The 13,731-nt window shown below is 50.7% G+C and carries 10 protein-coding genes and 1 CRISPR repeat array; of the genes, 1 reads left to right on the forward strand and 9 read right to left on the reverse strand.

From position 1 onward, the window contains the following. Positions 1-174 precede the first annotated feature (174 nt). Positions 175-1,572, reverse strand: coding sequence for a family 4 glycosyl hydrolase (locus tag AC3ZPD_RS16405; RefSeq protein WP_490985370.1), 1,398 nt, complete (start codon positions 1,570-1,572; stop codon positions 175-177). A 165-nt stretch (positions 1,573-1,737) separates the two neighbouring features. On the opposite strand from AC3ZPD_RS16405, the gene AC3ZPD_RS16410 reads away from it, so the two are divergent. Then, on the forward strand, positions 1,738-2,604 hold the full coding sequence (locus AC3ZPD_RS16410; protein ID WP_490985371.1) for an AraC family transcriptional regulator: 867 nt from the start codon (positions 1,738-1,740) through the stop codon (positions 2,602-2,604). 16 nt (positions 2,605-2,620) lie between these two features. Here the strand turns inward: AC3ZPD_RS16410 and AC3ZPD_RS16415 are convergent, their stop codons facing one another. The 8 genes from AC3ZPD_RS16415 to AC3ZPD_RS16450 all read right to left on the reverse strand — a co-directional run bounded on the left by AC3ZPD_RS16415 (position 2,621) and on the right by AC3ZPD_RS16450 (position 13,626). Beyond that, positions 2,621-4,105 carry a glycoside hydrolase family 5 protein gene (locus tag AC3ZPD_RS16415; protein ID WP_490985372.1) on the reverse strand — a complete coding sequence of 495 codons (1,485 nt, stop codon included), beginning with the start codon at positions 4,103-4,105 and terminating at the stop codon, positions 2,621-2,623. A 54-nt stretch (positions 4,106-4,159) separates the two neighbouring features. Beyond that, positions 4,160-5,536 carry a glycoside-pentoside-hexuronide (GPH):cation symporter gene (locus tag AC3ZPD_RS16420; RefSeq protein WP_490985536.1) on the reverse strand — a complete coding sequence of 459 codons (1,377 nt, stop codon included), beginning with the start codon at positions 5,534-5,536 and terminating at the stop codon, positions 4,160-4,162. Positions 5,537-5,566: 30 nt separating this feature from the next. Next, complete coding sequence (locus AC3ZPD_RS16425; protein ID WP_490985373.1) at positions 5,567-6,700, reverse strand: glycerate kinase; 1,134 nt, start codon at positions 6,698-6,700, stop codon at positions 5,567-5,569. A 241-nt stretch (positions 6,701-6,941) separates the two neighbouring features. After that, entirely contained in the window at positions 6,942-8,069 is a 1,128-nt protein-coding gene (locus AC3ZPD_RS16430; RefSeq protein ID WP_490985374.1) for a CdaR family transcriptional regulator, read from the reverse strand. 338 nt (positions 8,070-8,407) lie between these two features. Continuing rightward, a CRISPR array of direct repeats spans positions 8,408-8,705; the repeat unit is 33 nt; unit sequence ATTTCAATCCACGCACTCACATGGAGTGCGACT. A gap of 242 nt (positions 8,706-8,947) precedes the next feature. Further along, positions 8,948-9,361 (reverse strand): type VII toxin-antitoxin system HepT family RNase toxin, encoded by a 414-nt coding sequence (hepT, locus tag AC3ZPD_RS16435; RefSeq protein WP_490985375.1) that lies wholly within the window; start codon positions 9,359-9,361, stop codon positions 8,948-8,950. After that, positions 9,358-9,810: a type VII toxin-antitoxin system MntA family adenylyltransferase antitoxin gene (mntA, locus tag AC3ZPD_RS16440; RefSeq protein WP_490985376.1), complete on the reverse strand. Its 453-nt coding sequence runs from the start codon at positions 9,808-9,810 to the stop codon at positions 9,358-9,360. Before mntA ends, hepT begins: the two co-directional genes overlap by 4 nt. 323 nt (positions 9,811-10,133) lie before the next feature. Next, positions 10,134-12,212, reverse strand: a complete 2,079-nt coding sequence (locus AC3ZPD_RS16445) for a glycosyl hydrolase 115 family protein (RefSeq protein WP_490985377.1) — start codon at positions 12,210-12,212, stop codon at positions 10,134-10,136. A gap of 76 nt (positions 12,213-12,288) precedes the next feature. Then, the gene (locus tag AC3ZPD_RS16450) at positions 12,289-13,626 is read right to left on the reverse strand and encodes an ABC transporter substrate-binding protein (RefSeq protein ID WP_490985378.1); all 1,338 of its coding nucleotides are present in this window, start codon (positions 13,624-13,626) and stop codon (positions 12,289-12,291) included. Positions 13,627-13,731 lie beyond the last annotated feature (105 nt).

Below are 13,731 nucleotides of genomic sequence, written 5' to 3' on the forward strand. Positions count from 1 at the left end.
ACAGATATCAATGGGGACGTAAAAAGATGACTCCTGTACAGTACAGGAATCATCTTTTATCTGCGGCTTAAAACCACAAGTCCCTTTTTTTACAAGTGTCCTTGACAAAGGGTACAGTTCACATGTTGAAGGGTTCTTTCTTTTTATTGTCACTCCGTAATCTCCGTAATCTCCCTAAGCGAGATCCCAGCCCGGCAAAAAAGCGCGGGAATTCAGCAGCATTTCCTGCAGCAGCGCCCTTGCCTCCCGAATCCCGACAGCTACAAGCGGATCGGCGGAAAAAGCGTGCAGCGCCAGCTTCATGTCTTGGTGCAGGCCCGCCTGCAGCGTGGTCTCCTGGTTCGAGACATGCCGCAGAACAAGCGATTCAACCTCAGCCGGCAGCCGGCCTGCGGTCAGCGGCGTGATCCGGTTGTGAGACAGCACCGCATTTGTTTCCACAATGCCACGGAGCGGCAAACCGGCCATTTGTCCGAGATTCGGCAGGTTGACGTTGGTCACCAGATCGCCGAGTCCCAGCAGCGCCTTGATTTGAAGAACTCCCTCCTCGCCCGAGCCCTGCAGCCGGATCGGCTCCTCACCGTTCACCATCCGTTCCGATTGTTCCAGCAGCCGGAGCCGATTTTCCTTGCGCCAGGATACCGGAGTCAGGCTGAATTTCCAATGGGCCGCCTCCTCCGGCGACGTCAAATAGGATGTGCCGCAAAATTCGGCCAGATGGCGGTCACCGGCAGCCGCTATAATACCGTACCGGAGAAACAAGTCAAATTTGACGCGATGCGCCGATGTGAAATAGGAATTCATCCAATGGTCCCGGCCCGGCTTGATAAACCCTTCTTTATAGTATTTCTCCGCAAACTCCTTATAAAGCGGCAGCAGGTCCCGCCCCTCATATTCCGCACGGTCCATCCACGTAAAATGATTGATGCCCAGCACGTTCGTTTTGATGTCCTCGCGGCGAACTCCGGCAATGCCCTTCATATCCTCAAGCATATCCGCAAGAAGATGCTGCACCCCGAAGACTTCATGGCAGCAGCCGAACGCTTTTACTTCCGGAAACACTTCGTATAAAGTTCTCGTACAGAGCGTCATCGGATTGGTGTAGTTGATTACCCAGGCTTCCGGACAGCGGGCCTTGATCGCTTCCGCAATCTGCACATACATCGGGATCGCGCGAAGCGCGCGGAGGATGCCGCCGGGCCCCACCGTATCGCCGACCGACTGGTAAATCCCGTATTTCTCGGGGGCATGCACATCCGACTCCATTTCCTCAAACGTGCCCGGCACGATGGAAATAATGACGAAATCGGCCCCGCGCAGCGTTTCCTCCAGCGTTTTCACCGCTTCGTACCTCCATTGTCCCTGCGACTCGGGAAGTGCAGTCAAACGGTTGCCGATGATTTCGTTCCGGCGGGCCGCCTCCAGGTCAAGATCATAAAGCTTAACCGTCCCTGACAATTCGGGGCTTAAGGCCAGATCGCTCATCAAACCCCAAGCCCAGCCCCTTGATCCGCCCCCGATATACGCAATTTGAAGCTGTTCTACCCGGTTTCCGTTTTTGATCATGTTCATTTCCTCCTGAGGTTTATTCACTTCTTTATTCTGAGCTCAGATTATCAAAATAAAGGGAGGTTTTCGCCGCATTTAAACGCTTTATTTCCATAAATGCCGCTTTTTTTGCTAAAATGAATAAAACATCCTGCGGTTATGCGGTTTAAAAAAGGAGGACTATCGTTCATGCAGCTCCCTGAGCTTCCCGACTCCTTGCATTTTGGCGATGAAAAAGACCCGTTCCGGGTCGAATTCGACCGGAGAACGGGTCCTTTTTCCATGGCAGACAACCACTACCACGACGATTACGAAATCTATTATTTATTTAACGGCGAAAGGAATTACTTTATTAAAGACAGCGCCTATCAGGTGCATCCCGGCGATCTGGTTGTGATCGATTCCAATGCCGTTCATAAAACCTCCGAATTAGGCGTCCCGAACCATGAGCGTGCCGTCCTTTACATCTCCCCCTCCTACTTTGACGGACATTCGCCGGAGGAGCGAGAGCTGCTGCTGACGCCTTTCTCCCGAAACTATCCGCTCGCCAGGCTGAATCTCCAGGAGCGGCTGCAGATCGAAGTTTTATGGAGCTCCCTCCTTGCTGAGCTGAACGAGCAGCCTCCCGGCTACCGGCTCCACATCCGTCATAAGGCGAACGAGCTGCTGTTGTTTACCGCCCGCCTCTTCCGTAAACAAAGTCCTGCTCCGGTCCATGAACCTACGCCCATTCAGCGCAAGGTATCGGATATTGTCCGTCATATTAACCAGCACTACGGTGAACCGCTTGAACTGGATGTCGTGGCTCAAAGCTTCTTTATCAGCAAAAGCCATCTCAGCCGCGTCTTCAAGGAGGTCACCGGCTTCGGGTTCGCCGAATATGTCAACCTTACTCGAATCCGGGAGGCGCAGCGGCTGCTGCGCGAAACGGACCACAGCATTACGGGGGTGTCCGGGCTGGCCGGCTTCGATAATTTCTCCCATTTCGGGAAAATGTTCAAACGGCTGTCAGGCCTCACCCCGCGGGCTTACCGGAAGCTGAACCGCCGGGTATAAACCGGACTGCTCCCTTCTACTGCTTATTTACGCCGGAATGCTGGCGGGTATGCTTCTGCAGGATATCAAGCAGGCCTTTGTTGAGGCTGCAATTCCGGAAAGCAAAAGACTGCATCGTTCTGTCGATTGCCTCTTCCGATAAACCTTGAAACAGCTTGGCGTAAGCAGGCTGGATCAAGGCTCCCGCATACACGGTCAGAATGGATTGCGAAATCCCCGCTACATTGTAGCTGTGGTTGATGCCCGGATCGCCGATCGCTTCCTCAAGATGCGCGGCCAGTTCTCCGGCAAGCTGTCTCGCTTTATGGCCGGGCAGCCAGATCATCCAGTCGTCCGTGTTGAGCTCATGTTTCATTTTAATAATGGAGGCGATCCGCTGCATATATTCGGATTCGGGATCCAAGGTGACCAGCCCCATGACGCCTACGTCTTTATAAGTCCAGGTTGTCCAGTGCGCCCCATACTGCTCAAAAATGCCGATCTGATCGTCCATCGCCTTCAACCGGTCCTGGACTTCCCCGGCAGGTCCGTTATAAACGGAGCCAAACTCGCCGACCCAAAGGGGAACCTGATGCTGCCGGGTATAGCGGGTCCCTTGATGGTTCAGGAATTCTTCCTCTTGCACCTTGGCGTCCCAGTATTTGCCCCGGTCCATGTTGGCGTTGCGCGCATCCACGATTCCCGGGTAAGGGCCAGGGCCAAAGCCGGCGGCCGTATAATTGTGGCTGCTGTACACCAGGTTATCGGCGAAGGGAGCTTCCAAGCCTTCAAACAGCTTCGAATACATATCCCCTTCCAGAAAAATAATCGTCGCCGGATCAATCTTGCGGATCGCCCCGACTATTCTTTGGTAGACGGAGTTCATCCGGTCCCAATCCGGCTTATAGTTCCCGAAAAAAGTATGCGGATAGTCGCCATGAGGCGAATTGACGCAAGGCTCGTTCATGACGTTATAGCCGGCGATCACCGTTTTTCCCCGGTAACGGCGGGCGAACTCTTCCCACAAGGCCACAAAACGGTCCTGATAAGTCCGGTCATGCCAGAAAAAGCTGTGCCTTACGTCATTATCCGAATGCCAATGCGTGTTCTGGTAGCCTTGTACCGCGTGAAGATCCAAAATCACATACAGGCCATGCTGCTCGCAGAGGTCCACGATTTTATCCAGTTGCTGAAAGCCGGATTCCTTGTAAGTAAAAGGAGCCTCATCGTCTTCGAAATGCCTGTAATTCAAAGGGATCCGTACCGTGTTGGCGCCCCAGCTTTTGATGAACCGGATATCGTCTTCGCCGAAAAAATAGTGCTGGAGCCGTTCAAACAGAAATTCCGCCTTGCTTGCGCCGAGGATTTCGGAAACGGTATACCGCAAAGCATGCTCTGTCCCCGTGAACCCGTTAATAAAATCCTCCATGTTCATCCAGCCGCCGATGCAGGTGCCTCTTAGTTGAACGGGGGTTCCTTGCGAATCGATAATCTTGTTTTTGTTGACCGTAAGTCTGTCCATCTGCTTCCGCTTCCTTTCTTTAATCCGTTGTAAGGGGCTTAAGCTTTTATCCGCTTATTTCCGGGCTTCCAGCTCGGCAACCACTCTTTTATGTTCTTTTTCATCCAGATTGTAATAATAAATGGCGACCAGCTCGATGATGATAAAAACCGCCGGAATCACCGTCGTAGTGAGCAAAATACCGTGCAGAGCGGTTGGGGTTTGAGAATGATTAGCTACATAACCGAATTGTGACAAGATAAGTCCCGGAACAATCCCGCCGAGCGCCGTACCGAATTTATAGAAAAATCCGATAATGGCATAGATCAAACCGCCCATACGTTTGCCCGTCTTATATTCGCCATAGTCAATGGTCTCAGGAACTAAAGCCCAGCAGAGGCCGCCGGCCGTAACCGTGCCGATCGCGGAAATGATTCTGGCAGTCAGCACAAGCGGAACCATGGAAGCAGGGATAATCCAAAGAGCCAGCAGCCCAACCATTTTGAAGGTCAATGTGGTGAACAGCAGTGCTCTTTTGCCCATCCATTTATAGAGGAACGGCATCAGCGGCATACAAACGAGGGCAGGCAAAACGCCCAGCAGGCCATACCATTTCACCAGATCGGGTCTGTCCACATTGTAGGTAATATAATAGACGCCCACCGAGTTGATAATGGAGTTCACGCCAAAGTTGATAATGAAAAACAAACAGATGAGGACGAGCGGTCGGTTGACCTTAAATTGCTCGAAAGCGTCCTTGAGGCTGATTCGTTCAGCGGCATGATCCGCGACTTTGACTCTTTCTTTGGTGTTGAAAAAGCAGTAAAAGAGCAGCAAACTTCCCAGAATGCCCATGATCGTCATGGTCAGCTGCCAGCTGCTGCTTGTCTTCATATGAGCAGCTGCAAATACCCCGACAAGGAGCGGTACGCCATAAGTCACGATCATGCCGCCGATATTGGAGAAAAATACGCGCACGGACGTTAAATTGACCACTTCCTTGTTGTCCTGCGTGATGACCGAAGTCAAGGCTCCGTAAGGGACGTTGATCGTCGTATAAGTTACGGACAATAAAATGTAAGTAATATACGCGTAGACCAACTTTCCTACATCCGAGAAAGCCGGAGTAGTAAAACAGAGAATCGACATGATCGCAAAAGGAATGGCTCCATAAAGCAGATACGGCCGAAACCGTCCGTATTTGGAATTTGTGCGGTCCACCATCGTGCCGATCAGCGGGTCGACCACCGCATCAAAAATTCTGACGATCAGAAACATTAAGCCGGCGGCAGCCGACGAGATGCCAAATACATCGGTGTAGAAAAACAGCAGATAGCTGCTGACCGTCTGATAGATCAGGTTAAACGCCAGGTCCCCTGTCGCATAACCTACTTTTTCCCGGTTGCTGATTCTGTGGACCGTTGGTTTGATAACTGGTTTTTTTACGGCCATCAAGCCCATTTCAAAACCTCCCCTTCGTTCTCATTTCTTGTTTAATTGGAATGCCCGGATGGCCTTCTCTCCGGCATTTGCCGTCAGCTCGCCCACCTTGTCCATAGCTTCCTGAAGCGATAAAGGCCGGTTAATAATATCGATGACCAGATCGATGCCGTGGTCATATACTTCCTGGATGGCTTCGCCTTCGCTGCCCACGATGGCAATGACCGGCAGGCCGAATTTTTTGGCCAGCTTCGCTACGCCGACCGGAGCTTTCCCTTGCGTAGACTGGAAATCCATCCGACCTTCCCCGGTAATGACCAGATCCGCGTCCTTCAGGGCCTCTTCGAGACGGATCAGCTTCAAAACCGTCTCGATTCCCGAGCTCATTTTCGCTTGGCAAAACGCCATTAATCCGGCTCCAAGGCCTCCAGCCGCTCCTGCCCCAGGTACGTCTATAATACTGACGCCTAATTGCTGTTTGATCTTCTCGGCGAATAACCGCAGCAGCCGGTCCAGCTTAGCGACGTCGCCAGGGGAAGCTCCCTTTTGCGGCCCATACACATAAGAAGCTCCGTTGCTGCCGCATAAAGGGTTGGTGACATCCGAAAGCACCCGCACTTCCGTGTCCTTCAGTCTGGCGTCCAATCCGGACATATCGATCGTGTCCAGCTGCTCCAGCGCTTCGGCGCCAAAGCCGATTTCACGGCCGGACCGGTCTTTAAAAGAAACTCCCAGCGCTTGCGCCATCCCCAAACCGCCGTCATTGGTGGCGCTGCCGCCGATTCCGACGTAAATCCTTTTTACGCCTTCATTCAGGGCGGCTTTAATCAACTCGCCGGTGCCGAAGGTTGTCGTGATAAAAGGATTCCGCTCCTCTTCCTTGATCAAGGGAAGACCGGAGGCAGCCGCCATCTCCACGACAGCGGTACCGCCGGGGAGCAGGCCGAATCGTGCCTGAACCTTGCTGCCTAAAGGCCCCGTTACTTCCTGCTCGATATAACGGCCGCCGCCGGCGGAAACTAACGCGTCTACCGTTCCTTCCCCGCCGTCAGCCAGCGGCATTTTCAGTATGGCGGCATCCGGGTGCACCCGGCGGATACCTTGCTCGATAAAGTCCGCGACTTCAAATGTAGTGGCACTTCCTTTGTAAGAGTCGGCCGCAATCACAATTTTCAATTCCCCACACCCTTTATCTATCTTTAATAAAGCTTACAGGAAGCGCTTTCCTTTACTAGTCATTTTAGTTAAAGCGGTTACATTTGAATATGGAACCCATACTAAATAACCCCTAATGATTAGGGGTTAGATTTGGTATCCGTAATAAAAGAGTTATTCGGATTCCTTTAAAGTTTCATTTATGACGGTTAATTCCAGCCAACTGGACCGGGCCCATCCGTTCCAATATGGGCTTAAAGCGTCAGACGGCCCGTCTGGCATTTAACAGAAAAGCCAGCTTAAGCACGGCAAAATCCCCGTACCGCCTCATGTCGTACCCCGTTAAGGTTTTGAGCCGGTTCAGCTTGTACTGGAGCGTGTTTTTGTGAATATAAAGGGCCTCGGAAATTTGAGTGATGGATCCGTTGTATTTTTCAAACAGCTTAAAGATCCTGCTGTATTCCTGGGCGTCCTTATCTTCTAAATCCGCAAAAACCTTCCGAATATATTCGGCGGCGATGTCGGCGGACACTTTCTCCGCTACAATCTCTATATCCATCCGGTTGTAATGCTGGATCGCCTTCTCTTCCGAAAATAATGCCCAATCCAGGGCGGTTTGCGCTTTTTCATAGGAGGTTTTAAGGCCGGTCAGCTCGTTCTCCACGGTTCCGATTCCGGACTTCACCGGGAACCGGTATCTGGCTTCAAGCTCCCGGGCCAGGTCGTTCAGCAGCACTTCAAGAGAGGTTTCCGGAAGCGCCTGCAGCACCATGATCATTTTATTTTTATTCTGCATAAGCAGAGGGTCGGCGTAAGCGGATAACCGGTCCGTATACAGCTTAAAAAGGTTATCGTTCTCCTCAATCAGCCGATGATCGTCCCCCAGGATTTCCGACACCACAACAACTCGTTCCACATGCGGACGGATATTGAATACCTTCAGCTTATTCAGGATGCCTTGTTCGTCGGCGGATGAATTACGAAACAGCAGTTCTTCGATAATCATCCGCTGGTTTTCTCTCTCCTGGCTCCTCAATTGATTGAGATAAGCATCCTTGATTAACAACTCCGTAAAACGCTTAATGATTTTTCCGTATTTTTCGATTTCCTCGTATTCTCCGGTGATGCCGATGACTCCCGCAATCGAATTTTCAAAGGTTACGGGCAGATTTAGGCCTTTGCGCGCGCCGGCATATTCCCCGTCCTCTTGAATTACAACCTCCCTGCGGGTGTCGACCGCTCTTTTGCCTCCGCCATGAAACGTGCCGATTCGGCTTAAATCCGTGCTCGCGATGATTACGCCGTCCGTATCCATATAGTTAATCTCCTGATTGACGATTTCCTTCATATCGACCACGATCGTTTGCGCCAGTTTGGTGGAAATATTCATTTCGCATCGTCACTTCCTTTAGAACAATGGGTTGAAAGGATTCCTTTCCTTTATTTTAACGATCTCGGACGGGCTAAGGGAATAAAAAATACGGCAGTCTGCTTCTGGAAGGGTTTTCCGAAAGTGGAATGCCGCGTGATTATTGGGTGCTTATGATTTGAAAATGCATTTACAAAATGCCGTTGGAGATCCGGGTTCCCCTCGCGCGCTTTTTTCCGCTTAAATTCAGTCAGGTCTTCGAAATGCGAGATGAATACAGCAATGGAAAGGTACCCGCCACGCACTCATGTGGAATGCGACGTTAATAAGTTTGAGTGAAGGGAGTTGAGAACATGGCAATTTCAATCCACGCACTCACATGGAGTGCGACTGGTCATAATTTTTGGTACTGGCGTGACGGGATGATTTCAATCCACGCACTCACATGGAGTGCGACTACTTTCCTTTCGTTCTTTGCTTCCATTAATAAATTTCAATCCACGCACTCACATGGAGTGCGACTTGTGGAAGTCACTGACGAGGATGGTAATAAGGTATTTCAATCCACGCACTCACATGGAGTGCGACATTGCAGTAGATCGAGATTTTAAAAATAATAATGGTATTTCAATCCACGCACTCACATGGAGTGCGACAGCGAAAATGCCCCTATTCCATCTCCTAACAAGATGAATTCGAGCTATTTTCATTATATCTAATTACTCAACTAGATCAATCAACTCTCTGCTCGTGTTCAGGGGTTCGATTCAGCGCCTTTTTCGACAAAATCTGAGGTGCGAATCCCCCGGAGATTTTATGGGAGCTTTAGGTTCGCACCAATGGCGAAGATACCATTTTGCTTAATTTAGAAGTGCACTTTTAACCGATCCTGGGCTGGCTTAGCTGTTTGCGAACTTCTTTAAAGCATTCGTAAATGCAACAAAATCTACAAGATGCTTATTTAATATAGCCTTTAAAATCTCTAGCTGCACGGCCTGGTAATCATGTACCGCTATATTGCGAAACCCTATCATGGCCTTCATATTACCAGCCAACTTTTCGTCAATGATTCCTTGACTCAGCAAAATATCAAAAGCATCACGACTCGTCTGAGGAATTCCAATCCGAAGTTCAGAAACAGCATGCATGGCAAGGTCAATACTGGCTTCACAGCATCTTTGCAGATTGAGAATGATGGAATCCTGTTTTGTGTAATTCTGCAGATTCCGATCATCATTCGCATACTCCTCTGCTATCCGGAACAAACATCTACGAATTACTTCTATTTTGTTCAAAAGGATATCAGGGTTCATAACTGATCCTCCCGCATCCGGCTTTCGATAATTTCCCGCCGCTCCTCATTAAGCATAGCGTATTCTTTAAGAGAACGCATAAACAGCAACTGCCTCTTCAAAGAATCAGGTTCATAAAGCAGCAAGCCGCTGTCTATGATTTGGGCCCGCAGCACCGGACTAGCCTGTTCAAAATCAATCAGATCCACTTCACGCCCCATCTTATCTGCAATAAGAGCAGCGATTCGAAATCGTTCATAGGCATCTGGCTTTTGTTTATCGGGAATGTAAGCCAAATCCATGTCGCTGTCTCGTCTCGACTTCCTCTTGGCAAAAGAACCAAACAAGATAATGGACGCCGGGTTCACATACTCGACCAGGATATTCACGATCCCCTCAAGTTGAGATGGGGTTAGTCCTTGCTCAATCAGTAGATGATCGAGTTCGAGTTGATCACTGAGCTTTTTCAATCTACGCACCCTCCTTTAGGGACTGCGACTCACTTAATTTCTTAATTAATATATTATTATATTAATTTAATACCACAAGCTATGCTATTAAAAAAAATCTTCCTCATAATTTGACTGCGCATTCACTTGGCAGTAAACAAGGAAATACTGTAATTATCCTCTCCAGCTAAAGAAGGGTTATTCCCCCTTAAGGCCTATTAACCTGATTACATAAAAAAGCAGAGAACCCAAACTGGATCTCTGCCTTCAAATTTTATTATACTTAGACCCTTCCGTTGGTAACATGCTGCAAATAAATATAGGTGTTACTGCGTAACCGCTTATTAGGCTTCTTGCCCCGGACTTTCAAAAAACAAGGCTTCCAGCCTCTTAGCTAATTCGTCGTCCGGAAGCGGATTGCGGTGCGTATTTTCCAGATAAATGTGCTTCTCGGTTTCGGGCATCAGAAACGATTTGTACCATTGGAACATATCCGGGCTGTCCCCTTGGATACGCACAAACTTGCGGACCGTTTCGGCATGGTCGATCGTATTGGCCACGTTTGTCAGCCAGTCCGCTCTGTAAAAATGCTCCCACTGCCCTTCCTCCGCCTCCCGAAGCGCCTGTTCCCCTTCCCGGTAGTGCCAAACCGCCCGGGAAGCCAGCACAAAGCTCTGCGGAAAGTCGCCTTCGCAAAAGCGTTCATATGCGCTGCAAATGGCGGTCATTCCCAGGCATCCGCTTCTATGCAGCTCAATTTGTACAAACAATTGATGACGGAGCCTTTTCGCTTCCTCTTCCGGCAAACGCGCAAGGAGCTTCAGGCACCGGCTGCTCAGCTTGATCCAGCTTGAAGCAGCCTGCTCAGCCTGCTGCCGGAACCAGCCGACCTGCTCCGAAAACGGTCCCTCGCCCGCGGCCCACTTCAGCGTGTCTGCACACGTCTTCCGGCCGCGCAGCCAGTCGCCCATGATCTGTCTAGCCGGATGGTGATAAAATTCTTCCCCTGCCCGGTCGTCCGGGTTGGGACCATAATGAATCGTACACTTGGCATAATCCCGGTAAAGGTCCGCAATTTCCGGCTTATGAAGCGTATACATGCGATCGATGAAGCCAAGCAGATGAGCTTCGGCATCGGCTCTGCCGGACTGCCAAAGCTCCGCAGTCAGGGAAAGCGGATAAAGATGCTGAAGAAGGTTCCCTGAATTGACCAGCAGGTATTCATCGGCGCCAGCGGAAAACGCCCGCTCCAGTTCCTCCGTGATCAATGCCCCCGAAGAAGGGAACATCGTCAGATGATTGGAGGCCTGGAGGTCGTGGAAGGTGACGTGATAATAAACGCCGTTGGCTCCCCCGTCATTCGGCTCAGGCAAGGAAGATGCGCGCAAATTTAAATTGCCGTGCCTGCGGGACACCATTTTCCCGTAGCCGTTATCGGCCCACACTTTAATAACCCCCGAAGGAACGGTAATATGCCCCTCCTTGTACAGCTCAGCTATCTCCCCGTACATCGCCATACAACAGACGGGCTGTTCCACGTAACGGGCGACCATTTCATACTGCTTGCGAACGACGTCCGAAATCAGCTTTCCCCGGCTGGCCGGCGTATCAAAGGCCGGGTCGTTCTCCCAGAAAGGTTTGTCACCCTGCCCCCGGAAAGAAAGCACCCAGACCACTTTCTCGTCTTTCTGACGCCGAATGGCCTCCTCCCAAAGATGTTCAAAAAGCTCCGGGTATTGGTTATAACTCGCCTGTTTGCCCGGAAACGCCCGCAGGAACATCTCAGCGCCGAGCGGTTCGGCATGATGATGGGTAATCCATAAACCCATTTCAGCGGCAAGCTTATGATGAATGCCGCTGCGCGGCAGATCCGTTCCCGGGATCACCATGTTGCCGCCGCAGCGGAGTAGCGCCTCAAACACCGGCAGCCAAACCTCTTCCCCGGGCGGATACGCCTTCTTCCAGCCGATCAGGCAGACCTCGTCATTAACGAACCAGCCCCGGTAGCGGACTTTGGGCCGAGGACTGTCGAAATCTTCGGCGGAGACTCTGATCACCTCTTGTTTAAGCGGCGGTAGTTCTCCCCAAAACCAAAACGGGTCAACGCCCAGAACGCTCCGGCTGTAGTGAAGCAACCCGTAAACGATTCCAAGCTCATCCTTGCCGATGATATGCAGCACGGAAGCGGAACGGTCGAACCGGAAACCAAACGCCTCCGGCCATTCCGGACAAAGATCCTCCTGTCTGGCATAACGGATAACGATCTTCCCTTCGCCGGCGGCAGCCAGAGACGCCTCCTGACCGAATACTTTCTCGTGGTCCCTGACAATCATGCGCCAAGCATGACGGATTGGCGGTGTTAAAGGAATTCGAAGCTCGTATGTCGTTTCTCCCGAGAGCTTCATTTCTGAAATCTTATCCATAAGTTCTCCACTCCCAAAAGTTAAGAGAACCGGCCCGATGGTTCCGGCCGGTCCTGTCCTATCTTGTTATTATTAATTATTTGCTTGCTTCAGCCGCATATTTGTCAGCGGTCTTCATTAATTCGTCGTAAGCCTCTTCCGGCGTTGACTGCTTATACTGAATTTTTTCCACTATCGTTTTGTAATCGTTCTTGAAGTTGCCCCATCCCTTAGGATCGTTAATGAACGGCTGTGCATCAGGCGTTACCTTGTCAAGGAACGTGACGGACTCTTTATCCGCTTCACTGAAGCTTGGGATTAAAGTTTCCACGACCTTTTTGTTGACCGGAGTGCCCCGTGTTAAACCAAGCGTCTTGCCCGCTTCCTGGTCGTTGATAAACCAGTCGATAAATTTGATGGCTTCGGCCTGATGGCTGGATTGAGCGTTTACGCTCCAGAACATACTCGGCTTGAGCCAGCCGCCCGCTTCCGTACCATACGGCATGGAGGCGAAACCAAAAGCTCCCGGCTTCAAGGCGTCGATGGCTCCAACCTGGTTCGAGAATAAGTGACGCATAACGGCGTTGCCGTTAATAACGCTGTCCAGCTGAGGATCAAGCTCTTTATCTGTGTTGGTAATATCGGCAGGCGTCAAAATCCCCTTGTCGCGCAGCTCGCTCATTTTCGTCATATATTGAATCCAGGTATCTTTATCGATAGAAAGTTTACCGCTGTCATCATAGATGTAACCTTTGCCCATGCTGTACTGGTAGGTGGTATAGTCGACCAAATCGGCGCTTTGGTCGACGAATACATATTTATCGCTGCCAAGCTTGGCTTTGGCGGCTTCCCCGAAAGCATAGAAGTCGTCCCAAGTCCAGCCGAAAGTCGGTGCCTGGAGTCCAAGCTTCTCAACCACAGTTTTGTCATACACCATGCCAAGCGCGGCGACCCCTGACGGTATGGCGTATAAGGTGCCGTTCACCTTGCCGCTGTCCACGTTGGTCGGCTCGATATCCGCTACGTTAAGGTCCTTCAGATCTGCCAATAAACCTCTTCCCGCATAGTCATTCAAATAAGCCGCGTCCATTTGGATGATATCGGGAGCACTTTTGGCTGAATATTGAACCGCCAGCTTGTCATAATAGCCATCCCAGCCTGAGAACTGCGTTTGGAAGGTAACGTTGGGATGAAGCGCTTTATACTGATCAAGCGCTTTCAAAGTAGCGTCGTGTCTTTCCTGTGAACCCCACCAAGCAATCGTAAGGGTAACTGGTGCGTCCGAGCCGCCTCCGGAGTTCCCTTGGGCTGCCGAAGAGTCAGCCCCTGCATTGTTCGATGCCGCACTGTTGCTGCCGCTGTTCCCGCAGGCAGAAACGACAAACGTCATCATTAAAGCGATTACAAAAAAACTTTTTCTGAACGTACTTTTCATTGTTTATCCCCCTTCTGTCGGCTATGCCAACGTTTATAGCTAGATCGTAACACCACCGCCAGTAAGCGTATAGAATAGTAATGAACACAAATCTTACAGTATCCA

The organism is Paenibacillus mobilis (genome assembly GCF_058267595.1).